The organism is Isoptericola sp. NPDC057559, from assembly GCF_042801555.1.
Classification (GTDB): Bacteria; Actinomycetota; Actinomycetes; order Actinomycetales; family Cellulomonadaceae; genus Isoptericola.
On sequence record NZ_JBHVFQ010000008.1, the window covers coordinates 96730 to 119431 of the forward strand.

At 76.5% G+C, this 22702-nt stretch carries 24 protein-coding genes; 13 read left to right on the plus strand and 11 right to left on the minus strand.

Annotated features, from left to right (window positions below; all coding sequences use genetic code 11):
- Window positions 1-39: 39 nt before the first annotated feature.
- Together ACFU5J_RS10275 and ACFU5J_RS10280 are read right to left on the minus strand one after the other, a co-directional pair.
- Window positions 40-1650, minus strand: coding sequence for a DUF222 domain-containing protein (locus tag ACFU5J_RS10275; RefSeq protein WP_430578655.1), 1611 nt, complete (start codon window positions 1648-1650; stop codon window positions 40-42).
- A gap of 122 nt (window positions 1651-1772) precedes the next feature.
- On the minus strand, window positions 1773-2618 hold the full coding sequence (locus ACFU5J_RS10280) for an SDR family oxidoreductase (RefSeq protein ID WP_430578656.1): 846 nt from the start codon (window positions 2616-2618) through the stop codon (window positions 1773-1775).
- A 124-nt stretch (window positions 2619-2742) separates the two neighbouring features.
- Here ACFU5J_RS10280 and ACFU5J_RS10285 point away from each other — a divergent pair, with 124 nt between their 5' ends.
- Window positions 2743-3123, plus strand: a complete 381-nt coding sequence (locus ACFU5J_RS10285; protein ID WP_430576885.1) for a winged helix-turn-helix transcriptional regulator — start codon at window positions 2743-2745, stop codon at window positions 3121-3123.
- Here ACFU5J_RS10285 and ACFU5J_RS10290 read toward each other — a convergent pair.
- Window positions 3120-3779 (minus strand): histidine phosphatase family protein, encoded by a 660-nt coding sequence (locus ACFU5J_RS10290; protein WP_430576886.1) that lies wholly within the window; start codon window positions 3777-3779, stop codon window positions 3120-3122. The two genes, ACFU5J_RS10285 and ACFU5J_RS10290, sit on opposite strands and share 4 nt — an antisense overlap.
- Window positions 3780-3815: 36 nt before the next feature.
- Here ACFU5J_RS10290 and ACFU5J_RS10295 point away from each other — a divergent pair, with 36 nt between their 5' ends.
- Window positions 3816-4376, plus strand: coding sequence for a GrpB family protein (locus tag ACFU5J_RS10295; RefSeq protein WP_430576887.1), 561 nt, complete (start codon window positions 3816-3818; stop codon window positions 4374-4376).
- A 7-nt stretch (window positions 4377-4383) separates the two neighbouring features.
- On the opposite strand, the gene ACFU5J_RS10300 is transcribed toward ACFU5J_RS10295, so the two are convergent.
- Window positions 4384-5073: a response regulator gene (locus ACFU5J_RS10300; protein WP_430576888.1), complete on the minus strand. Its 690-nt coding sequence runs from the start codon at window positions 5071-5073 to the stop codon at window positions 4384-4386.
- Complete coding sequence (locus tag ACFU5J_RS10305; RefSeq protein WP_430578657.1) at window positions 5070-6779, minus strand: ATP-binding protein; 1710 nt, start codon at window positions 6777-6779, stop codon at window positions 5070-5072. Before ACFU5J_RS10305 ends, ACFU5J_RS10300 begins: the two co-directional genes overlap by 4 nt.
- A 109-nt stretch (window positions 6780-6888) precedes the next feature.
- On the opposite strand from ACFU5J_RS10305, the gene ACFU5J_RS10310 reads away from it, so the two are divergent.
- From ACFU5J_RS10310 to ACFU5J_RS10340, 7 genes are all read left to right on the plus strand, one after another.
- Window positions 6889-7968 carry a Bug family tripartite tricarboxylate transporter substrate binding protein gene (locus tag ACFU5J_RS10310; RefSeq protein ID WP_430576890.1) on the plus strand — a complete coding sequence of 360 codons (1080 nt, stop codon included), beginning with the start codon at window positions 6889-6891 and terminating at the stop codon, window positions 7966-7968.
- Complete coding sequence (locus ACFU5J_RS10315) at window positions 7965-8513, plus strand: tripartite tricarboxylate transporter TctB family protein (protein WP_430578658.1); 549 nt, start codon at window positions 7965-7967, stop codon at window positions 8511-8513. Before ACFU5J_RS10310 ends, ACFU5J_RS10315 begins: the two co-directional genes overlap by 4 nt.
- A 12-nt stretch (window positions 8514-8525) precedes the next feature.
- Window positions 8526-10070 (plus strand): tripartite tricarboxylate transporter permease, encoded by a 1545-nt coding sequence (locus ACFU5J_RS10320; protein ID WP_430576892.1) that lies wholly within the window; start codon window positions 8526-8528, stop codon window positions 10068-10070.
- Entirely contained in the window at window positions 10067-10498 is a 432-nt protein-coding gene (locus ACFU5J_RS10325) for a universal stress protein (RefSeq protein WP_430578659.1), read from the plus strand. Before ACFU5J_RS10320 ends, ACFU5J_RS10325 begins: the two co-directional genes overlap by 4 nt.
- A gap of 154 nt (window positions 10499-10652) precedes the next feature.
- Entirely contained in the window at window positions 10653-11255 is a 603-nt protein-coding gene (locus tag ACFU5J_RS10330) for an RNA polymerase sigma factor (RefSeq protein WP_430578660.1), read from the plus strand.
- Complete coding sequence (locus ACFU5J_RS10335; RefSeq protein WP_430578661.1) at window positions 11252-12637, plus strand: hypothetical protein; 1386 nt, start codon at window positions 11252-11254, stop codon at window positions 12635-12637. The genes ACFU5J_RS10330 and ACFU5J_RS10335 overlap by 4 nt, the downstream gene beginning before the upstream one ends.
- Window positions 12634-13521, plus strand: coding sequence for an aminoglycoside phosphotransferase family protein (locus ACFU5J_RS10340; RefSeq protein ID WP_430578662.1), 888 nt, complete (start codon window positions 12634-12636; stop codon window positions 13519-13521). The genes ACFU5J_RS10335 and ACFU5J_RS10340 overlap by 4 nt, the downstream gene beginning before the upstream one ends.
- 54 nt (window positions 13522-13575) lie before the next feature.
- Here the strand turns inward: ACFU5J_RS10340 and ACFU5J_RS10345 are convergent, their stop codons facing one another.
- Complete coding sequence (locus ACFU5J_RS10345; RefSeq protein WP_430576900.1) at window positions 13576-14163, minus strand: hypothetical protein; 588 nt, start codon at window positions 14161-14163, stop codon at window positions 13576-13578.
- A 102-nt stretch (window positions 14164-14265) separates the two neighbouring features.
- Between ACFU5J_RS10345 and ACFU5J_RS10350 the strand changes: the two genes are divergently transcribed.
- On the plus strand, window positions 14266-15453 hold the full coding sequence (locus ACFU5J_RS10350) for an SLC13 family permease (protein WP_430578663.1): 1188 nt from the start codon (window positions 14266-14268) through the stop codon (window positions 15451-15453).
- A gap of 18 nt (window positions 15454-15471) precedes the next feature.
- On the opposite strand, the gene ACFU5J_RS10355 is transcribed toward ACFU5J_RS10350, so the two are convergent.
- From ACFU5J_RS10355 to ACFU5J_RS10365, 3 genes are all read right to left on the minus strand, one after another.
- A complete protein-coding gene (locus ACFU5J_RS10355; protein ID WP_430576902.1) occupies window positions 15472-15852 on the minus strand; it encodes a VOC family protein in 381 nt (126 codons plus the stop codon).
- Between the two features lie 271 nt (window positions 15853-16123).
- A complete protein-coding gene (locus tag ACFU5J_RS10360) occupies window positions 16124-17149 on the minus strand; it encodes a formyltransferase family protein (protein WP_430578664.1) in 1026 nt (341 codons plus the stop codon).
- On the minus strand, window positions 17146-17805 hold the full coding sequence (locus ACFU5J_RS10365) for a TetR family transcriptional regulator (protein WP_430578665.1): 660 nt from the start codon (window positions 17803-17805) through the stop codon (window positions 17146-17148). Before ACFU5J_RS10365 ends, ACFU5J_RS10360 begins: the two co-directional genes overlap by 4 nt.
- Before the next feature lie 83 nt (window positions 17806-17888).
- Here ACFU5J_RS10365 and ACFU5J_RS10370 point away from each other — a divergent pair, with 83 nt between their 5' ends.
- A complete protein-coding gene (locus ACFU5J_RS10370) occupies window positions 17889-18470 on the plus strand; it encodes a 1-acyl-sn-glycerol-3-phosphate acyltransferase (protein WP_430576905.1) in 582 nt (193 codons plus the stop codon).
- A gap of 28 nt (window positions 18471-18498) precedes the next feature.
- Here the strand turns inward: ACFU5J_RS10370 and ACFU5J_RS10375 are convergent, their stop codons facing one another.
- Window positions 18499-19401 carry an SDR family oxidoreductase gene (locus ACFU5J_RS10375; protein ID WP_430578666.1) on the minus strand — a complete coding sequence of 301 codons (903 nt, stop codon included), beginning with the start codon at window positions 19399-19401 and terminating at the stop codon, window positions 18499-18501.
- Window positions 19402-19484: 83 nt separating this feature from the next.
- Here ACFU5J_RS10375 and ACFU5J_RS10380 point away from each other — a divergent pair, with 83 nt between their 5' ends.
- Both ACFU5J_RS10380 and ACFU5J_RS10385 read left to right on the plus strand, forming a co-directional pair.
- A complete protein-coding gene (locus ACFU5J_RS10380) occupies window positions 19485-20048 on the plus strand; it encodes a TetR/AcrR family transcriptional regulator (RefSeq protein WP_430578667.1) in 564 nt (187 codons plus the stop codon).
- A 10-nt stretch (window positions 20049-20058) separates the two neighbouring features.
- Window positions 20059-20637: a GNAT family N-acetyltransferase gene (locus ACFU5J_RS10385; RefSeq protein WP_430578668.1), complete on the plus strand. Its 579-nt coding sequence runs from the start codon at window positions 20059-20061 to the stop codon at window positions 20635-20637.
- Here the strand turns inward: ACFU5J_RS10385 and ACFU5J_RS10390 are convergent.
- Window positions 20521-22635, minus strand: coding sequence for a hypothetical protein (locus tag ACFU5J_RS10390; protein WP_430578669.1), 2115 nt, complete (start codon window positions 22633-22635; stop codon window positions 20521-20523). The genes ACFU5J_RS10385 and ACFU5J_RS10390 overlap by 117 nt on opposite strands.
- Window positions 22636-22702: the final 67 nt, after the last annotated feature.

The window sequence follows — 22702 nt, forward strand, 5'->3', positions numbered from 1 at the left end:
CTCGTCCGCGCAAGGGCCGCCGCACCGGCCGGCCGGCCGTCAGAACGGCGGTGCCCCTGGGTCGCTCTGGCGGAGCAGGCGACGTGGAGCGAGCGGGCGCCGGTCGTCCCCGCGTGAACCCGCCTCGGCCGGCGGCCTCGAAGGCCCCGACCGACCCGACGGACCCGACGGACCCGACAGTTCCCGACGACCCGTGCACGGTCCGCGCGCCTCGCCGCGGGTGCGCCCGGTGGGCGAGGTCCACGTGAGGACGCCGTCGGGCGCGCGGACGACGCGCCAGCCCGTCTGGTGCTTGAGCACGTGATGGTGCCGGCACAGATGGGTGAGGTTGTCGGCGGTGGTGGCGCCCCGGTCCGCCCAGGCCCGCACGTGGTCGACGTCGCTGCCCGACGCGGCGCGGGTGCAGCCGGGGAACGTGCAGGTGAGGTCGCGAGCCTGCAGCAGCGCCCGGAGGGCGGCGGGCACGGCGTAGGTGCCGGCGTCGACGGTCAGGACCGCCGCGTCGACCGGGTCGACGAGGAACCTGCGCAGCGACGGCGCGTTCGCCGTCAGGCGGGCCGCGGTCTCCGCGTCGACAGGCACCTGACCGTCCAGCTCGGCGACGTCGCCGGCGTCACCGCCGAGCAGCGTGAGCACCGGCACCGTGAGCCGCACCGACGGAGCGATCCGACGTGTCAGCTCCACGAGGTCCGGCACCGCGTCGCGACCCCCGCCGGTCCCCACAAAGCCTTCGACACCCCCGACGTGCGTCGGGGGGCCTGCGGCCGCGCCATCACCGGGCGACGGGGCGTCCCTCGATCCGCCGAGCTGCGGGGCGAGGAGGAGTGCGGCGAGCGCGTCCGCGCGCAGCTGCCCGACCCCGCGGGGGTCGCCGCCGTCCCGGGCGGTGCGTGCGGCGCGGGTGAGCCGGTCGTGGATCGCGTGCGCCGGCGCGGCGGGCAGGTAGGCGGTGAGCCAGACCATGCCGTCGGCGCCGGGGTCGAGATGGACCGCCCGCTTCTCGGCGGCCGCCCGGTGCCGGACGGTCAGGGACACGGGGTGCGCCCGGTCGCGCGCACGGCGCAGGCGCCGGCGGAGCTGCGGCAGCGTGTCCCGACCCGCCGCGGGCACCACGCACGCCTCGACCTGGTGGCGGGCGGCGGAGTCGGGGAGGTCGGCCAGCGTGTCGGCGACGGCGCGGGCGTGGGCCGCCGAGAAGCGGCCGCGGCACAGCGCGACGAGTGCCGGCTCGGTGACCGCCCCATCGCCCCCGCTGCCCCCGACGTCCACGGCCACCTCCGTCAGCACGCGGGCGGTGTCGACGAGGTGCCCCGCCTCCTGCTCGGACAGGCGGAGGGCCACCGCCAGGTCCGCGGTGAACGCCCGCGTCGCGAGCTCGTGCCGCCGCACCGACGACGCCCGGCGCAGCTCCGGGTCCCGGTCGTCGAGCAGCGCCCGCTCGCACCCCGCCGCCGCACGCCGTGCCCGCTCGACCGCGAGCAGCTTGGCTCCCTCCAGCGCGTCGATGCGTGCCTGGATCGCGACGGCGTCGTCGATCGCCGCCGAGAGGTCGTGCACCGACGGCCGCGGCCCTGGGTCGACGCTCCGGAGCACGGCGGAGGCGACGGGCTCGACCGAGCCGCTTCCCGCGCCTTCGCCGTCATCGAACATACGTTCGATCCTAGGGGTTGGCGACGCCGCCCGACAAGGCCTGTGGACGACCGTCCTCGACGGTCAGGACGTGGCAGGACGTGGCCGGACGTGGCCGGACGCCGCCACGGCGCACCCCGCGGCTATCCGCGGAACGCGTCGAGGTTGCGGCCGACCCAGTCCTCGAACGACGTCGCCGGCCTGCCGAGGACGGCCGGCACGTCGGGGCTGACGCGACGTTCCTCGGGCGTCGGCCTGCCGAGGATGTCGAGCGTGCCGTCGGCCACCGGGGCGGGCATCGCCCGGAGCAGCTGCTCCCTCGCCTGGTCGTGACCCAGCTCGACGAACCGCAGCTCCTCGCCCAGCGCCGCACCGAGGATCTCGGCGCGCCGCCGGGGGCTGGTCGCCTCCGGTCCGGTGAGGCCGTACACCCGTCCTGCGTGGCCGTCGCCGGTGAGCGCCGCCGCGGCCACGTCCGCGATGTCGCCGGGGTCCACCGCGGGCAGCGCCACGTCGGCGTAGGGCGCGAGGACGGTGCGTTCCGCGCGGACCGACGGCACCCAGGCGAAGGCGTTGGTGGTGAACCCGCCCGGGCGCAGGATCGTCCAGTCGAGGCCGGACGACCGCACCGCGGTCTCCAGCGCGGCGAGCGGCGCGTGCGACACCGACGTGGGCCGCGTGCCGGCCGCCTGCGACGACAGCAGGACGACGCGGCGAACCCCCGCGTCGGCCGCCGCACGGAGCAGGGCGGGGCCGTCGACGTGGGCGCCCGCTCCCGGGACCAGGAGGAACAGGGCCTGCGCCCCCACCAGCGCCGGGGCCACGCCGGCCGGGTCGGCGAGGTCTGCGACGACGGGGCTGACGCCGGGCCGGGACGGCAGACCCGACGTCACCCCCCGGGAGACGGCGGTGACGGCGTGGCCGGCGTCCGCCAACGACTCCACGAGCGGGCGGCCGACGTTTCCTGTGGCACCGGTGACGACGATCATGGACGTGCTCCTCGCATGCGAAAGGTACCGGCGCCGCGGCCCCGGGTGGCGTCCGAACGACGCCGACCCGAGGAAACTAGGAGCACCCGTCGAGCACGTTCCCCCGGGAAAGTATTGGAGCGGCATGTCCCTCACCGACCAGACCGACGTCGACCCCCTGGCGGCGTGCAAGATCAGCCCCGCCGTCGACCTGCTCTTCAGCCGCTGGACGACGCCCATCCTGTGGACGCTCCACCGGTCGGGCCCGGTGCGCTTCGTCGAGCTGGAGCGGCGGCTGGCGGGCATCACGCCGAAGGTCCTCACCCAGCGGCTCCGCCAGCTCGAGCGCGACGGCCTCGTGCTGCGGCACTACCACGCCGAGGTGCCGCCCCGGGTCGAGTACGAGATCACCGACCTCGGCCGGAGCCTGTCGCCCGTCTTCGCGGCGCTCGCCGACTGGACCGACGAGCACCTGCCCGCCGTCGAGGACGCCCGCCACGCCTACGCCGGCCCGCTCCCCCGCTAGTCGACAGCCTCGCCGGTGGGGTCGTTCGCCACCACGGCGTCGAGGCGCTCGCCGCCGACGGGCTCGCGGTGCCACGCGACGAGGCGCCAGCCGGACGCGGGGTCGCCCTCGACCTCGATGAGGCCGGTGTTCGCGAGCGGCGTGTGCGCCAGCTCGTCGACGTCGAGCCCCTTGACCCGTGCGCCGGACCACGACCGGATCGCCGCGCCGTGCGAGACGGCGAGGACGACGCCGTGGTCCCGCGCGGCCAGCGCGGCGACGGCGTCGTCGAACCGGGCGAGGAACGCGTCGCCGTCGGGGCCGCCGGGCATGCGGCGGGCGCGGTCGCCGCGCGACCAGGCGAACACCGTCTCCAGGTAGGTGTGGTGGTCGGCGAGGTCCGCCGACATCTCCAGGGAGCCCGCCTCGATCTCGCGCAGCCCGCCCAGGACTGTGGGGCGCAGGGTGCGGTCGTCGGCGAGGGGCTGGGCCGTGAGGCTGGTCCGCAGGAGGGTCGAGACGGCGAGGGCGTCGATGCGCCGCCCCTCCAGCGCGAGCGGGACGGCGGCGGCCTGCTGCTCCCCGAGCGGGGTGAGGCGCGGCCCGGGGGCACCGGTGTCGAGCAGTCCGGCCACGTTGGCGGGGGTCTGTCCGTGTCGGAGGAGAAGGAGACGCATGGTCCTAGCCTGCGCCATCGCTGCGAGGATGACCGGATGCCGATCTCCGTCGTCCCGTCCTCCCCCGACTGGCCCGCCGCGTTCGAGGGGGTCGCGCGCACGCTGCGGGCGGCGCTCGCCGGGGTGCCGACGGCCGTCGTCGAGCACGTCGGGTCGACCTCGGTGCCCGGGCTGGCGGCGAAGCCGGTCCTCGACGTCGACGTGATCGTCCCCGCCGCGGACGTCGCCGCGGCGGTGCGGGCGCTCGAGGCCGTCGGGTACGCCCACGCCGGCGACCTGGGCCTGCCCGGCCGCGAGGCGATGGACGCGCCCGACGACGCCCCCGCCCGCCACGTCTACGTCTGCGCGGCGGGGACGCTGCACGTGCGCAACCACCTGGCCGTGCGGGACGTGCTGCGGCGCCGCGACGACCTGCGGGACGAGTACGGCGCGGTGAAGAGCGCGCTCGCCGCCGACCCCACGATGGACATCGACCGATACCTCGCCGGCAAGTCGGCCGTGCTGCAGAAGATCCTCGCCGAGTCGGACCTCACGCCGGGCGAGCTCCGCGAGATCCTGGGCGTCAACGATCCCGGCGCCGACGACCCGTCGGCCTGACGGCGGCTCAGCGCAGCCGGTAGCGCCGCTCGGGCCGCCCCGCGGTGCCGTAGTTAAGGCGCACGGCGGCGCGGCCCGTCGCCGCGAAGTGCTCCAGGTACCGGCGCGCGCTGACGCGGCTGACGCCGATCTCGTCGGCGCACTCGGCGGCGCTCAGCTCCGCGCCGTCGGCCAGGGCCGCCAGCACGGCGTCCGCGGTCTCCTGGCTCAGCCCCTTGGGCAGCGCGGGGCGCGCCGCGGCGCCGGCGCGCGACGGCTGCGGCGCGAGGAGGGCGTCGATCTCCGCCTGCCCCGGCCCGCCCGGGCGGTCGAGGCCGTCGAGCGCCTCGTGGGCGCGGCGGAACGCCTCCAGCCGCGCCGTGAGGTCCTCCGACGCGAACGGCTTGACCAGGTAGTGCGCGGCCCCGCCGGCCGCGGCCGCGCGGACCGTGTCCGCCTCGCGGGCCGCCGTGATCACGACGACCCCCAGGTCGTGGCCCGCCGCGCGCAGCCGGCGCAGCACCTCGATGCCGCCGATGTCGGGCAGGTGCACGTCGAGCAGCACGAGGTCCGGGCGCAGGGCCTCGACCGCCGCGAGCGCGTCGGCGCCCGTGTGCGCCTCCCCGACGACGCGGAAGCCGTCCACCCGCTCCACGAAGCGGCGGTGGATGGACGCGACCATGAAGTCGTCCTCCACCACCAGCACGTCGAGGCTCACGCCTGCTGCACCCCCTGATCGGCTCGTCCCGCTCCCGCGACGGCCTGCGGCAGCCGCACGATGAACACGGCGCCGCCCTCCCCGTCGCGGGCGTCGCCATTGTGCACCGTCACGACGCCGCCGCGGCGCTGCGCCAGCACGTGCACCAGCGCGAGGCCGACGCCTCGCCCGGTCGCGCCATGCGGCTTCGTGCTCCAGCCGCGGCGGAAGATCGCGTCGGCCTGCTCGGGCGGCACGCCGCGCCCGGTGTCCGCGACCTCGACGAGGACGTCGTGCGCGGGCCCGTCCAGGGCCAGGCGCACCCGGACCATGGCGGCGCTCGCGACGCCCTGCGCGCTCGGGCCGGCGGCCCACGCGGCGGCGTCCACCGCGTTGTCCACCAGGTTGCCGAGCACGGTGTTGACGTCGGCGGACAGGTCGGGGTCCAGGCGCGGCAGGGCGCTGCCCGGGTCGACGACGAGTTCCACGTGCCGCTCGTCCGCGAGGCTCGCCTTCGCGATGAGCAGGGCCGCCACCGCCGGGTCCGCGACCCGGGACGTCACCACGTCGCTGAGGGCCGCACGCCGCCGGGTGAGGCGGTCGACGAACCGGCCCACCTCCTCGTACTCCCCCAGCTCGATGAGGCCGGAGACGGTGTGCAGCTGGTTGCTGAACTCGTGGGTCTGCGCGCGCAGGGTCTCGGTGACGCTCTCGCGCGCGTGCAGCTCGCTCTGCAGCGCGAGCAGCTCGGTGCGGTCGCGCAGCGTGGTCACCGTGCCGGCCGGGCGGCCGTCGTGCAGCACGCGCCGGCGGTTGAGCACCAGCACCGTGTCCCCCGAGACCAGCACCGCGTCGTGCACCTCGTCCGTGCCGCGCAGCAGGTCGGCGACGGCGGGCTCCAGGCCCACGTCGGCCAGGCCCGGGTCGTCCAGACGCCGCCCCGTCAGGTCGGGGGCGTCGTCCGCGAGGCCGAGCAGCGCGCGGGCGCTGTCGCTCACGAGGCTCACCCGGCCGTCGTCGCCCACCACGACCACGCCCTCGCGGATCGACCGCAGCACGCCCTCGCGGTGGTCCGCGAGCGCCGCGATCTGCGCCGGCTCCAGCCCGCGGGTGCGGCGCTTCACCAGCCGGGCCAGCAGCCACGACCCGGCGGCCGCGAGCGCCGTGCCGATGCCGAGCACGACGAGCACGTCCCCTCCGGCGCGGGACACGCGCTCGGCGAGCGGCGGGTACGGGTCGGCGAGCACGACGACGGCGACGGGGTGCGGCGCGCTGCCCCCGTACACCGGCACCCAGGCGGCGATGGAGCGCCCGTCGAGGTCGGTCACGTCGCCGCTGCCCGCCCGCTCGGCGGCGCCGGCGGGCAGGGCCAGCCCCTCCCCGACGCGCGTCGGGTCGGTCGCGACCAGCACCCGGCCGTCGAGGTCGGCGACGTAGGCGTGGGTCGCGTCGACGAAGTCGGCCCGCGTCTGCAGGTAGAAGCCGAGCGCCGCCGCGTCGGGGGTGTCGGTGGCGAGCGTCTCCTGGACGGCGGGGATTCCGGCCAGCCCCTCGGCGGCCACCTCGAGCCGGTCCGCGCGGTCGTCGCGGAACTGGGCGTCGGCCTGCCCGAGGAACACGACGGCGGCCGCCGCGACCACCACGAGGAGCACGGCGAGCTGCAGCAGCAGCACCTGGCCGGCGAGGGTGAGGTGGCCGCGGGAGCGGCGTGAGGGGCGTGACCGCAAGTTCCACAACCTCCTTTGGTTGTCCAATGATGACGCGCCCGGCGGGCACCTGTGACGATCGCACCCGGGGCACAGCCGCCCCGCAGCACCGACAAGTCTGGAGGAACCGATGTCGACGACGACATCCGGCCCCCCGAGCGCCGTGCCCGCACCCCCGCCGCCCCGCGCTGCGGGGCTCGTGCCGTCGCGCAGCCACGGCCGACGGCGCGGCACCCGCGTCGCCCTGGCGGCCGCGCTCGCCGCCACCCTCGTCGCCGTGTCCGCCGCCTGCGGCGTGACCCGGGGCGACGACTCGACCGACCTCGACATGTGGATCCCGAACAGCCCCGGCGGCGGCTACGACCAGACCGGCCGCGCGGCCGTCGGCGTCCTGGACCGCGACGGCATCACCGGCGGCGACATCCAGGTCACCAACATCCTCGGCGCGGGCGGCTCGGTCGCCATGTCGCGGCTCATGGGCGAGGCCGGCAACGAGCGGCTCATGATGACGCTCGGCCTCGGCGTCGTGGGGTCCACGTACTCGTTCGGCGTGGACGCCCGCCCGCAGGACGCCACCCCGCTCGCCCAGCTCATCGAGGAGCAGGAGGGCGTCCTCGTCCCCGCCGACTCCCCCTTCCGCACCATCGACGACCTCGTCGACGCGTGGTCGCAGGACCCCTCGTCGGTCGTGCTGGGCGGCGGCTCGTCCCCCGGCGGACCCGACCACCTGTTCCCCATGCAGCTCGCCCAGGCCACGGGCGTCGACCCGAAGGAGCTGCGCTACGTCTCCTACGACGGCGGCGGGCCCCTGACCAGCGCGCTGCTGGGGCACAAGATCCAGGTCGGGTTCTCCGGCCTCGCCGAGTTCGAGGGGCAGATCGCCGCCGGCGAGCTGCGCGTGCTCGCCGTGTCCGGCGAGGAGCGCGTGGCCGAGGACGTCCTCGCCGACGTCCCGACGCTCACCGAGAGCGGCATCGACCTCGTGTTCACCAACTGGCGCGGCGTCGTCGCCCCGCCCGGCATCAGCGACGAGGCCCGCGACCGGCTCGTCGACTACCTCACCCGCATGCACGACTCGCCCGAGTGGGAGCAGGCCCTGGCCGACAACGGCTGGACGGACGCCTTCACCACCGGCGACGACTTCGAGCAGTTCCTGCGCGAGCAGGACCAGCGGGTGTCGACCACCCTGAGGGAGCTGAACCTGCTGTGAGCACCGACGTGGAGACCCCCGCACCGGGGGCCGCGGAGCCGGGTCCGCAGGGCCCGCCCGGGACGCCGCGCGTCGACCGCGCGCAGTACGGCCTCGCCGCTGTGCTGCTGGTCGTCGGCGCCTACACCGTGTACGACGCGAGCACCCTGGAGGTCGGGTTCGCCGACCCGGTGGGCCCGCGCATCTTCCCGATCCTCATCGGCGGCGGCCTGGTCGTGACCAGCGTGCTGCTGGCCGTCGCGACGGCGCGCGGCTCGCGCCCGGAGCCGGAGGCCGGCGAGGACGTCGACGTCACGACCGCGGCCGACTGGCCCACCGTGCTCAAGCTGGTGGGCGTCATCCTGCTGACGATCGCCACGGTGACGTGGCTCGGGTGGGCGCTCGCGGGCGCCATCCTCTTCGCCGGCGCCGCCTGGGCGCTGGGCAGCCGCACGCACGTGCGCGACGTCCTCGTGGGCCTCGTGCTCGCGGTGGGCAGCTGGTACGGCTTCGTCGTCGGGCTGGGCATCCCGCTCACCCCCGGCGTCCTCGACGGAATCCTGTGAGGCGGTGACCTGATGGAGAACCTCGGACTGCTGTGGGACGGCCTCGGCGCCGCCCTCACCCCCATGAACCTCCTGTACGCCGCGGTGGGCGTGCTGCTCGGCACGTTCGTCGGCGTGCTGCCCGGCATCGGGCCGGCGATGGCGATCGCGCTGCTGCTGCCCGTGACGTTCGGGCTGGAGCCCACGCAGGCGTTCATCATGTTCGCCGGGCTCTACTACGGCGGCATGTACGGCGGGTCGACGACGTCGATCCTGCTCAACACCCCCGGCGAGTCGGCGTCCGTGATGACGGCGCTGGAGGGCAGCCGGATGGCCCGCGCCGGCCGCGGCGCGCAGGCGCTGGCGACGGCGGCCGTCGGGTCGTTCGTGGCCGGCACGATCGGCACCCTGCTGGTCGCGTTCTTCGCGCCGTCGCTGGCCGACGTCGCGGTCGAGATCGGCGCGCCGTCGTACTTCGCCCTCATGGTGCTGGCGCTGGTCCTGACGGCCACGGTGCTCGGGTCGAGCCCGCTGCGCGGCCTCATGTCCCTGTTCGTGGGCCTGACGATCGGCCTCGTGGGGCTGGACCTCAACACCGGCCAGCCGCGCCTGACGTTCGGCGTCACCCAGCTCGTGGACCGCCTCGACATCGTGGTGGTGGCGGTCGGCATCTTCGCCCTCGGCGAGGCGCTGTGGGTGGCCGCCCACCTGCGTCGCAAGCCCGCCCAGGTGGTCCCCGTCGGGCAGCCGTGGATGGGTCGTGAGGACCTGAAGCGCTCCTGGAAGCCGTGGCTGCGCGGCACGGCGTTCGGCTTCCCGTTCGGCGCGCTGCCGGCCGGCGGCGCCGAGCTGCCGACGTTCCTCTCCTACGTCACCGAGCGCCGGCTGTCCAAGCGCGGCGACTTCGGCAAGGGCGCCATCGAGGGCGTCGCCGGCCCCGAGGCGGCGAACAACGCGTCCGCCGCGGGCATGCTGGTGCCGATGCTGGCGCTCGGCCTGCCCGTGACCGCCACGGCGTCGGTGATGCTGTCGGCGCTGCAGGGGTACGGCATCCAGCCCGGCCCGCAGCTCATGACCGAGCACGCGGACATGGTGTGGACGCTGCTGGCCAGCCTGCTGATCGGCAACCTCCTGCTGCTGGTGCTCAACCTGCCGCTGGCGCCCCTGTGGGCGCGGCTGCTCCGCATCCCCCGGCCGCAGCTGTACGCGGGCATCCTGTTCTTCGCCTGCCTCGGCGCGTACGCGACGAACCTCGACCCGTTCGACATCGGCCTGCTGCTCGTGTTCGGCCTGCTGGGCCTGGCGATGCGGCGGTTCGGGCTGCCGGTGCTGCCGCTCATCCTGGGCGTCATCCTCGGCCCGCTCATGGAGACCAAGCTCCGCGAGGCGCTGACCATCTCCGGCGGCGACCCCTCGATCCTGTGGAGCGAGCCGCTGGCCATCGCCATCTACGTGGTGCTGGCCCTCGCCCTCGCCGGCCGCCCGCTGCTGTCGCGGTGGCGGTCGCGCACGGAGTCGCGGCTGGAGGCCGAGGCGGAGGCCGCGAACGACACCGAGACGGAAGGAGCACTCCGGTGACCGAGAACGAGACGTCCCCGGCCGCCGGGTGGGTGGTCGTGGCGTGGACGCCCGACGAGTTCGGCGACGCCGCGCTGGAGCACGCGATCGCGTGGGCCCGCGAGGGAGGGCGCGGCGTCGCCGTCGTCAACGGCACCCGTGGCGACGCCCTCGTCGACGAGCGCTACGCCGCGCCCGCCGGGCTCGCCGACCTGGCCGAGCGGCTGCGCGGCACCGGGCTGCCGCACGTGGTGCGGCAGGAGATGGGCCGCGACGTCGCGGAGCAGGTGCTCGACGTCGCGTCCGAGCTGTCCGCGCGGCTCGTCGTCGTCGGCCTGCGGCACCGCAGCCCGGTGGGCAAGCTGCTCATGGGCAGCGTCGCGCAGCGCATCCTGCTGACCGCCGAGTGCCCCGTGCTGGCCGTCAAGCCCGGGGAACGGCCCGCCTGACGCGCTGCGACCTGACGCCCTGTGACCTGACGCCCTGAGACCTGACGCCCTGAGATCGGTCGTCCGTGGCGAGGTCGGTCCCCTGCCGGACCGGCCGCGCCACGGACGACCGATCTCGCGTGTAAGGGCCGGTCCGCCCGGGACACTACGTCGTGTGAGCATCCCCGACGGCACTCCCGACGGCACCGCCGAGCCGCGCGAACGGCTGTCCGCGCTGTGGAGCGCGCACGCCGTCCGCGTCCAGGCGTACCTGTGGCGGCGCACCGACCCGGACACCGCCCAGGACGTGCTCTCCGAGACGTTCCTCGTGGCCTGGCGCCGCCTCGACGACGTCCCCGACCCGGCGCTGCCGTGGCTGCTGGTCGTGGCGCGCAACCTCGTGCGCAACGCCCACCGCGCGGCCCGCCGGCGGCGCACCCTCGACGAGGAGCTCGCCTCCCTCGCGGCGTCCGCGCCGCTGCCGGAGGCCGCCCCCGAGGCGCTCGCCGTCGAGCGCGACGGCCTCCTCCGGGCTCTCGCCCACCTCACCGAGCGGGAGCGCGAGGCGATCCTCCTGGTCGCGTGGGACGGGCTCGCGCCACCCGAGGCCGCCGCCGTCGCCGGCTGCAGCACCGCGACCTTCCACGTGCGCCTGCACCGCGCCCGACGCCGGCTGGCCTCGCTCGCCGACGGCCCCGCGGACGGCCCCGCCGACGGCCCCGCCGGCCAGGGCACCGACGACACCCGCTCCCCCGCGCCCTCGAGGAGGTCCGCATGAACCCCGCAGGCAGCACCTCGGGCAGCACCGCAGGCGTCGACGAGCGCCTCGCCCGGCTCGCCCCCACCACGTCCCCCGACCCCGAGCGGCTCGCCGCGGCACGCGCCGCGCTCGACGCCACGCTCGACGGGCCCGCCGACCCCCGCAGCCGCCGCGTCGGCGACGCCCACGTGCTGGAGCTCCGGGACCACCGTCGCGAGGACGGCGGGGACGACATCCCCGACGCGACCGGCCTGGCCGTCGTGACCCCCGTCGGCGCGTACGACGACGACGTCGTCGTCCCGCTGGGCCGGGGCCGCACCGCCCGAGAGCGCCGCCGGCGGCGCGTGCAGCTCGGCGCCGCGGCCGCGGGCGTCGTCGGCGTGGTCGCCGTCGGGCTGGCGCTGACGGGCCGGCCCCCGGCCCCGGTGCCCGCCGGACCGCCCCCGTCCGCGTGCGCGTCGCGGCTCACCACCGCCGCGCACCAGGCCGACGACGTCGAGCACCCGCAGGCGTGGCGCTCGCTCGCCGCCGAGTCCCGCGACGACGGGACGCGGCTGGTCCTGATGCGGTCCGACGACGCCGGCCTCACCGGGTTCTGCGGCGAGGCCGGCGACGCGGGCAGCTCCTCCGCGTCGACCACGCTGTGGCCCGACGACCACCCCGCCGAACCCGGCCCCGACGAGGTGGTGCCCGCCGGCGTCCGCGACGACGACTGGTACGTCGCCTGGGGCGCAGCCGGCCAGGACGTCCGCTCGATCCGGCTGTCCGTGGACGACGGGCCCGCCACCGACGTGCGGACGATCGGGAACGGCGAGTGGGCGGTCATGCTCCCCGGGGACGAGGTGCCGCCGGACGCCCGGCTCACCCTCCTCTGGACCGCCACGGACGGGTCCGAACGGTCCACGCCGCTGGAGGGCGCGTGGCCCGCGGACCCCGCGACCGTGACGCCGCCCGCCGAGGCGCGCCGGGACGCCTGCGCCCCCGGGCGCGACGCCACCGGGGTCGAGCCCGTCATCGAGCGGCGGAACGGAGACGCGGGGCTCACCGTGCTGGTCCGCGACCACGAGCGGTTCGTCGTGTGCCAGCAGGACGCGGAGGCCCCGTACCAGGCGTGGAGCACGGTGAGCGGCGCGATCGACGACCTGCCGGAGCCGGACGAGGCGGTCCTCCAGATCGGAGGCGGGTCGGACGACGACCGGATGCTCGTCGGTCTCGCGGGTGACGACGTCGCGAGCGTCCAGTTCCGAGTCCCCGACGGCACCCTGCTCGACGCCGTCGTGTCGGACGGGTACTGGGCCGTCTGGGCCAGCGGGTTCACGGAGGACGACTGGAGCCCCGCCGGGCAGATCGTCTGGTACCTCGACGACGGGTCCCGGCACGAGTCTTCCACCTCCTCGTGACCGGTGACCTGGCGCTCGCCGTGCTGTCCGACCAGCAGCGCGAGCTGCTCGCCACCTGGCTCCCGGGCGCGCGCGTCGAGGCCGACATGAGCTGGGGCCTGGTGGAGACCACCGTGCTGCGCGTCGCCGCCGGCGGGCGGACGGTCGTCGCGAAGGCGGGCGGGGAGAGCGACCACCACATCGCGCGGGAGATCCGCGCCCACCGCGAGTGGACGGGGCCGTGGCTCGCCGACGCGGGCGACCGGGTGGGCCGGCTGCTGCACGCCGACGCGGACGCCCGCCTGCTCGTCACCACCTACCAGCCGGGCCGGCTGGTGCAGGACGTGCCGGCGGCGGCGTCCGACCCGGGCACGTACGAGCAGGCGGGGCGGCTGCTCGCCGCGCTGCACGGCCAGCTCGCCGTCGAGGACGTCGAGCACGAGGCCCGTGCGGACGCGAACGCGGAGCGCCGGCTGGCGCAGGAGCACCGCATCGCCGCCGGCGACGTGGCGCGGCTACGGGCGCTGATCCGGTCGTGGCCCACGCCGCCCGCCGTCCTCGTCCCCACGCACGGCGACTGGCAGGCCCGCAACTGGCTCGTCGACGACGGCGGCACGGTACGCGTCATCGACCTCGGCCGCGCCGACCTGCGGCCCGCGGCCAGCGACCTCGACCGGCTCGCCGCACGCGAGTTCCGGCGGCACCCGGACGCGGAGGCGGCGTTCTTCGCCGGGTACGGGCGCGACCCCCGCGAGCCCGCGGCGTGGTTCCGCTCCCGGGTGCGCGAGGCGATCGGCACCGCCGTGTGGGCGTACCAGGTGGGCGACGAGGAGTTCGAGGCGGAGGGGCACCGCCGCGTCGCCGAGGTGCTGGCCGAGGCGGCGGCCGGGGCCCGTGGACGCTGACGGCGCCCGCCCGGCCGGCCCCTGATCCGGTCGGGCGGGCACCGTCAGCAGCACTCAGCGCGGGGCGGCCAGGTGCTCCTCCCACGGCAGCAGGGTGACGGGGTGCGGCGGGTGGTCGGACGCCCGCAGGGCGAGGTCGACGACGGACGCGCGCACACGCGCCCACTCGGCCTCGCCCCCCGCGGAGCACTGCTCGTCCTGCGGGCGCCGCGCGAGCTCGAGGACCTGCTGCAGCACCAGCACGGCCCGCGAGGTGCTCGCCCGCCGCGTGACGTCGTCGCGGGTCGCCGCCCGCACCACCTGCGCCGCGAGCGCCTCCCCGCGCGACCCCGCGGCCAGCGACGCGGAGCTCGCCATCCGCAGCGGCACGGGCGCGGCCCGCAGGGACCAGTGCGTGCCCGACGCGTCGAGGGGCACGATCCGCACCGGGCCGCGCAGCAGCGACGCGACCAGCAGCCCGACGGCCACGAGCACCACCACGCCGGCCACCGTGCACACCCAGCCGGCGGCCCGCGGCGCGTCCGGCGCCATGAGCATCACCACGCCGGCCCAGACCACCCACACGGTCGTGCAGCCCACCGCCACCAGGGCGAAGAGCAGCGCGGCGGAGGCGTCCCCAGGGCGTCGTCGGCGTGTGCTCATACCCCTCAGTTGCCGGCAGGGGCCCGATCCTTACCGTCCCGACCCGAGGAACTCCGGGGCGGCGCACTACGCTCGGCCCGTGACACGCCCCGCGAGCCGGCGATGACCGGCCCCGGCCGCCGGGTCCGGAAGCTCCTTCCGCCCCTGTGGGTGCCGGCGCTGCTGCTCGTCGTCCTCCTGCCGCTGACGGGCGCGCTCCCCGCCGAGGACGCCCGCTCCCTCGCCGCCCTGACGGGCCCGGTGCTGGGGTTCGTCGTGCTGCTGACGGTCGTGTCGGAGCTCTGCGCGGGCGCCGGGCTGTTCGACGCGGTGGCGGACGGCGCCGCCCGCCTCGCCCGCGGCCGCGCGTGGGTGCTGTGGCTGCTCGTGGCCGGCGCTGCGGCGACGTGCACCGTGGTGCTGTCCCTCGACACGACGGCGGTGCTGCTCACCCCGGCCGTCGTCGCGGTGGCGCGGCGCCTCGACCGCGACCCGCTCCCCCTGGCCCTCACCGTGCTGGCCCTCGCCAACACGGCCTCGCTGCTCCTGCCCGTCTCCAACCTGACCAACCTCATGGCGGCGCCGTCGTTCGACGCGGGCTACCTCGGGGTGATGGCCGCACCCGCACTGGCCGTGCTCGCGGTCGTGCTCCTCGCGCTCGCGGCCCTGCACGCGTCCGCCCTGCGCGGCGGGTACGCCGTCCCTGCGCGGCGTGCGGCGGCGGACCCGGTGCTGCTGCGCGTCGCGGCGGTCGTCGTGCTGCTCATGGGCGCCGGGTTCGCGGCCGAGCTCCCCGTGCTGCCCGTGGCGCTCGGCGCCACCGCCGTCCTGGGCGTGGCGACGGCGTGGCGACGGGCCCCGCTGCCCGTCCCGGTGCGGGAGCTCGTGCCGTGGCGCACGGTCGTGGTCACCGCGGGCCTGTTCGTCGTCGTCGGCACCTGGCACGCGCACGGGCTCACGGAGCTCCTCGCCCCGCTCGTCGGCACGGGCGACGACGCCGGCAGCCTCGCCCAGGTCGCCGCCGTCGGCGCGACGTCCGCCAACGCGGTGAACAACCTGCCGGCCTACCTCGCGCTCGCGCCGACGGTCACCGGTGACGACGCCCGGCTCGCCGCGCTCCTCGTCGGCGTGAACGCCGGCCCGCTGATCACCCCGTGGGCGTCGCTCGCCACGCTCCTGTGGCTGCAGCAGTACCGGCGCCACACGTTCTCGGCCCCCGCGGGGCTGGTGCGCCGCGTCGTCGCCCAGGGCGTCGTCGTCGCGCCCCTCGCCGTCGCGGCGGGGGTGCTGGCGCTCGCCGCGGCGGGCTGAGGCCGCCGGCAGCGCCGGTCAGGACGTGGCCCACACCCCGAGCTCGTTGCCGCTCGGGTCGAGGAAGTGGAACCGGCGCCCGCCGGGGAACTCGTAGGGCCCCGCGGCGACCCGCCCGCCCGCCCGCGTGACGGCGGCGAGGGTCGCGTCGAGGTCGTCGGAGAACAGCAGCACGAACGGACCGCCGCGCGACACCTCGCCCGCCTCCGCGAGACGCAGCCCGCCCGCCTCCGCCGGGGCGCGCTCCGCGGCCGTGCGGATGCCCGCGTACCCGGGGCCGTACGAGGTGAACTCCCAGCCGAACGCCGCGGCGTAGAACTCCTGCGCCGCCGCGAGGTCCGTGACCGGAAGCTCCACGTAGTCGATGGTGTGGTGGACGCCGTGCGCGTGCTCGCTCATCCGTGGAGCGTCCCGCGACCCTCCGACATCGGGTCCCTGCACCCGGCACCCGGCGTGTCCCACGGCGTGTCCCCGCCGCCCCGACACCGTGGTCTTTCGTCCTGTCGGCAGGTCAGGAGCAGCGCCCGCCCAGCCGGCACCACTCCGGCAGAGACGTCATCTCCCGCTGGGGCGGCCCCGGTGCGGCCTGTCCGTCACCGATCCGGTCTGGCCGACTCACCACGAAACGACAGCCCGCGCGAGGCGACGACACGCCCGGCGGCACGCCGGCTCAGCGCGTCCAGCCCCGCAGCACGTCGACGAGGAGCCCCTTCTCCGCGGCCTGGACGCGCGCCCGCAGCGCGGGCACGTCGTCGCCGGCCAGCACGGGGACCTCGGCCTGCGCCACGACCGGGCCCTCGTCGTACCCCGCCGTCACGAGGTGCACCGTCGCCCCCGACGTCGGGCGCCCTGCCGCGAGCACCGCCGCGTGGACGCGGTCGCCGTACATGCCCGCACCGCCGAACTCCGGCAGGAGCGCCGGGTGGGTGTTGAGGACGCGGCCCTCGTAACGCGCGAGCACCCGGGGCCCGAGCTTCTTCATGTACCCGGCGAGGACGACGACCTCGACGCCCGCACCCTCGAGCGCGGACAGGAGGGCGGCATCGAGGGCGACCGGGTCGGGGTGCGTGACACCGCTGAGGTGCGTCGTCGGCACCCCGTGCGCGTGGGCGACGTCGAAGATCCCCGACCCGCTGTTGTTGCCCACCACCAGGCGCACGTCGAGCCCGGCCCCCGGCGCGCGCGCCGCCTCCAGCACGTGCGCAGCGGTGCTGCCCGCCCCCGACCCCACCAGCGCGACGCGGAGCGGGGCATCGGCCCTGTCCGTGCCGGCGCGCCGGTCGCGGGCGGCGACCACGACACGCCCGATCCCGGCAGCAGCCGCACCCACCACGGCGAGGACGACCGCGACCACCCACCCCTCGGGAAGGAAGCCGATGGCGGCCGCGGCCGCGAGGGCCACCGCACCCGCCGCCGCGGCGAGTGCCACCGCCCGCGATCCCGTCCCGGCGCCCGCCCGCGCGAGCAGCCCCTCGACGACGATCCCCAGCGGCCAACCCAGCGCCCACGCCACCGCCGCGACGACGGCCCACAGCATGAGGCCGAAGAACGCCGTCCCCACTCCCGCCGTCCCGTCGTCCCCCGACACCGCCGTCACGATGCCCACGACGAAGGCCGCCACGACGACGACCGCGAGGAGGACGACGCACGCCCACGCGCACGTGCGCGCGGCGACGGCCGCCGCCTCGCGGCTCACGCCTCCACCTGCCGCGCCAGGCCGACGACGTCGTCCACGACGGACCGCACGCCGGGCAGGCCCGCGACCCGCACCAGCCGGGCGACCAGGGGCGCCGCGCCGTCGATGAGCGCGCGGGTCCGGCGCCGCCCGGGCGAGCCGTCGTGCACCCAGAACAGGGTCACGCCCAGCCAGGCCAGCCAGAGCAGGCGCGGCAGCTCCTCGCGCACGGCCGCGGGGACCCGGGTCGACGAACCCTCCACGACCTGCTCGTGAAGGGCCCGGCTGAGGCGCGCGGTCTCCGCGGAGGCGGACGAGAACGGGCTCTCGGCGGCACCCGGACGGATCGCGACGGCGACGAGCTCCGCACCCAGGTCGTGCGACGGCTCGAACGCGTCGATGCCCGCGTGCCACAGCGCGCGCAGCCGCGGCCCGAGGCCGCCGCCCGCCCCCTCCAGGGCGCCGGCCGCGCGCCGGGCGTGGTCCTCGTTGACCTCCAGGTAGAGCTCCTGGACCAGGTCGCCCTTGGACCCGAACCAGTAGTACGCGACGCCGGTCGCGACGCCGGCCTCGGCGGCGATCGCCCGCATCGTCGTCGCCGCGAAGCCTCGCTCGCGGAACATCCGCAGCGCCGTGCGGCGGACGAGGTCGCGCGTCGACCCCTCCGGCCCCGTCATCGCGTCGGGCCGATTCTGAACACGTTCAGTCTGAACATGTTCAAATTCCATCACATCCCCGGGCCGGCCGGTAGAGTCGCCCGATGCTCAGAACCCTGCGGCGGGCGCTCGCCGGCACCTACTGGCGGCTCAGCCGCTGGACCCTCCGCAGCGAGCCCGCTCCGGCACAGGCGGGCGTGCTCGTGGGCGCGCCGCACACGTCGAACTGGGACTTCGTGCTGATGCTCGCCATCGCGTGGCGGCTCGGGCTCGACGTGCGCTGGCTGGGCAAGCACACCCTGTTCGCCGGCTGGCGGGGGCCGCTGATGCGCGCGCTCGGCGGCATCGCCGTCGACCGCCGCGACCCCAGCCGCGTCGTCGACGACGTCCTCGCCCGCGTCCGGGCCGGCGAGGTCTTCCACCTCGTCGTCACGCCGGAGGGCACACGGTCCGGCGACGGCTGGAAGTCCGGCTTCTACCGCATCGCCCGCGCCGCCGACCTCCCCGTGACGCTCGGCTACGTGGACCGCACCACCATGACCACCGGCCTCGGCCCGACCCTCCGCCTCACCGGCGACGTGCGCGCCGACATGGACGACATCCGCGCGTTCTACGCCGACAAGGCGGGCCTGCGGCCGGCCCTGCGCACCGAGCCGCGACTGGCCGACGAGGACCGGCAGGCCTGACCCGGCCCGCCCGGCCCGCCGCGCGGCGTCAGCCGCGCACCGCGTGGTCGTAGGCCCCCGCGGCGAGGTCCTCGAGCAGGGTCGGGCCGGTGGGTTCCCAGCCGAGCAGCTCGCGCGTCAGGGCGCTCGACGCGACGGCGTCCATGCCCCAGAACGTGCCGAGCCAGCCGAAGTGCTCGGCCGCGTCCGCCGGGTCCACGGAGACGGCAGGCACGCCCACCAGACGACCGATCGCCTCGGCGATCTCCCGGTGGACGACGCCCTCCTCGCCCACGGCGTGCAGCACGGAGCCCGCGGGCGCCTTGTCGACCGCGAGGGCGACGAGCCGCCCGGCGTCGTCCACATGGACGGCGGGCCACCGGCTCGCCCCGTCGCCGATGTAGCCGGAGACGCCGCGCTCGCGCGCCGTCCGCACCAGCACCGACGTGAACCCGTGGTCGCCCGCGCCGTGCACGGTGGCCGAGAACCGCAGGGCCACCGACCCGACGCCGCGCTCCACGGCGTCGAGCGCCAGCCCCTCGGAGCCGCCGCGCGGCGCGTCCGGCCCCGCGAACGTGGACGGGTCACGCTCGGTGAGGACCTGCCCGGGCGCCCCGACCAGCCCGGACGCCAGCAGCAGCGGCCGCCCGCTGCCGGCCAGCTCGTCGACGAAGCCCTCGACGACGGCCCGCTCGGTGCGGCCCGCGCCGGCGTAGTCCGAGAAGTCGTGCTTGAACGCGAGGTGGACGACGGCGTCGGCGTCGCGGGCACCGGCCCGCAGGCCGGCCACGTCGTCGAGGCTGCCGCGGTAGGCCGTGGCGCCCAGGGCCTCGACCGCACGGGCGGAGGCGTCGGACCGGGCCAGCCCCACGACCTCGTGGCCCGCGGCGAGCAGATGGGGGACGGTGGCGGAGCCGATCCAGCCGGAGGCTCCGGTGACGAAGACGCGCATGGGTTCTCCTCAGGTGATGTCAGTTGCTGACATCACTCACGCTACACCTGATGTCTGGCACTGTCATCACTAGACTGTCCGGCATGGCCCGATGGGAACCCGACGCCCGCGGACGCATGACGCGTGCCGCCCTCGACCTGTACGCCGAGCAGGGGTTCGAGCAGACGACGACCGCGCAGATCGCGGAGCGCGCCGGCGTCACCGAGCGCACCTACTTCCGCCATTTCGCGGACAAGCGCGAGGTGCTGTTCGACGGCTCGCACGAGCTCGAGGAGGCCGTGGTGTCCTCCGTCCGCGAGGCACCCGACGACGCCGACCCGCTGGACGTCGTCGGCGCGGCCTTCTGCACCGCGGCGTCGGCGCTCGACGAGCGTCGCGAGTTCGCGGCCCGCCGCGCCGCGGTCGTCGCCGCCACGCCCCGCCTGCAGGAGCGCGAGCTCCTCAAGCTCTCCGCGCTGCGCGACGCCGCCGCGGCGGCGCTGCGGGACCGTGGCTCCGCGGAGCCCGCCGCGTCGATGGTCGCGGAGGCCGGGGTCGCGGCGTTCCGGGTGGGGTTCGAGGCGTGGATCGCCTCCGGTCAGGCGCGGCCCGTCGCGGACGAGGTGCGCGACGCGCTCGCCGCCCTGCGCGACCAGGCCCGGGTCTAGGCTCGCGGTCGTGCCCGCGCCCGGAGACCCAGCCCCCACCCCGCCCCCCACCCTGCCCGCCGACCTGCCCGACGGCGTCGTCATGCGCCTCCTGCGCCGCGGCGACGGCCCCGCGCTCGCCGCGGCGTACGCCCGGAACCGCGACCACCTGACGCCCTGGGAGCCGGAACGGCCGGCGGCGTTCTACGAGGCGGACTACCACGCGGAGCGCATCCCCGTGGAGCTGCTGTCGCACGGCTCCGGGCGCTCCGCGCCCCTCGTGCTCGAGCGCGACGGGGACGTCGTCGGGCGGGTGAACCTCAGCGACGTCGTGCTCGGCGCGTTCCGCAGCGCGCACCTCGGCTACTGGGTCGACGCGGCCCTCGCCGGCCGCGGCATCATGACCGCGGCGGTCGAGGCCGCGTGCACCCACGCGCGCGACGACCTGGCCCTGCACCGCGTGCAGGCCGCCACGCTGCTGCACAACGAGGCGTCACAGCGGGTGCTGGCGCGGACCGGCTTCGAACGGATCGGCACCGCGCCGCGGTACCTCCGCATCGCCGGCCGCTGGCAGGACCACGCCCTGTTCCAGCGGATCCTCCACGACTGACCCCGCCACCACGGACGGCTGCGCGGGGCCCGCGGCCGCGGCCTCCTGGGCGCGACGCCGCGCGCGCCGCCGTCCGCGCACGACCAGGGCGACCACGCCGCCGCCCGCCGCGAGCACGAGCACGACCAGCCCGGCGCCGGCGGCCGTCGCGACCCCGGCCCGGTCGGAGGCCGCACCGGCGTGCGCGGCGGCGTCGTCCAGGTCGCCGGCGGCGAGGTCGTCCCGCGCGCGCTCGGCCGACCGCTCGACGCCGAGCACCGACGCCCCCAGCCCCGACACCGGGTCCCGGTCCGCCTCCGCGGCGCGCACGGCCTCCCCGACCTGCGTCGTGACGTCGGCGGCGCGCGGCAGCAGGGTCGCAAGCTCGGCGTACTGCGCGTCGTCGGACGCGTCCTCGTAGGCGGCGCGGACGGTGGCCGGCACCTCCAACCCCGCCGCGTCGGCGGCGGCCTGCACGGCGCCGGCGTCCGCGGCCGCGCCGTTGAGCGCGGACCGCGCGGCCTTCGCGTCGCCGAACTCCCATTCCGTCATCGCGGTGCGCAGCCCCAGCGGCGGCTCCCACGCGCCGTCCGCCTCGTCGAGCGCGGCATACGCGTCGCGCGCGGCGGAGCGGGCCTTGAGCTTCGCCTGCTGGTCGCCGGTGAGCACCCAGGTGCGCAGCACCTTCGGCGCCCCGGCCACGTCGCCGCGCGTCTCGACGAGGTCGAGGAAGCGCCGCCAGTCCGTGCGGCCGTGGTTCTCGTCGGTCGACCCCGGCCGCTCGTAGGCGCTCTCCCCCGCCTGGGACGCCGAGACGACCGCCGTGAACGCGTTGTCGTCGAGCCCGCCGATCAGCCGCTGGACGGCCGTGTACGAGGCGGCGTACCCGTAGGCCTCGACGTCCGCGTCGAGCTCGCCGGGGCTCGCCTCCCAGTCCGAGAGCGGCAGGGCGACGTCGGAGCCGCGGTCGGGCGCCCTCCACGGGTCGCTGGTGCCGCCGGTGCGCGCGACGACGCGGTGGGCCACCACCTCCGTCATCCCCTCCGACAGCCAGCGCTCCTTCAGCCGGTCCGGGTTCAGCCAGGCGTGCCCGAGCTCGTGGTAGAGCGTGACGTCGTCGAGGTCCTCGGGGATGACGATCTCGTCCTTGCCCGGGTCGAACCACGCGTACCCGAGCACCTTGGGCGACACGTCCTCGCGGATCGTCTCCAGACCGCCCGGCCAGGGCCGCCCCACCACGTCCTCCAGCGCCGGCAGGCCCTTCGTCAGCTTGCGCGAGACGAACGTCGTCCATTTCTTGTCGCCCGGGAAGCTCTGCAGCGTGAGCGTGGTGCCGGCGACGTCGACGCGCTTCTCGTCCGCCTTCTTCGGGTCGCGGGCCGAGACCACGGCCCAGATGCCGTCCTTGTCCGAGTTCTCGGTGGCCGTGTAGGTCACGGTCTTGCCGGTGCGCTTCTCGGTGAAGGAGTCGGACGTCGCGTCGAACGTCATCGAGGCGGGCAGCACCACCTCGACCGTCGTGCGGCCGACGTCGCCCACGCCCGACGCGGCGAACGTGGCGAAGCCGTCGCCCACCCGCGTGTAGTCCTTCGAGCGCACGGGCTCGCCGGGGACGTCGAAGCTCCACTCGATGGTGCGCGTGCGCCCGTAGCGCAGCGGCGCGAACGAGGCCACCGCGTACCGGGTGCTCGGGTCCTCGGTCGACTCGAGCGACACGCTCAGCGGTGCTCCGCCGCTGGTGGCCCGGACGCGCTCGGCGCCGGCCGGGACCGGGATCGCGTACGACGTGTAGAAGTAGTACGTCAGCCCCCGGTCGGGGGTCACGTTGCCGATGGTGGTGGTCACCGTGGCGCGGACCTCGCTGCCGGACGCCCGCAGCTCGTAGCGGCTGTGCGACTCCTCCGTGAGCCCCTCGTCCGCGACGGCGGCCGGGCCGGCGAGCACGAGCGCCCCGACGAGGCCCGCGCCCAGCAGGGCGAGCAGGGCGGGACGGCGGCGGGACGCGGGCGACGGGCTCATCGCGCCGCATCCTTCCGCGCGGCGCGCGTGCGCCGCAAGCCGCCTCCCGACGCCCCGCGTCCGCCCT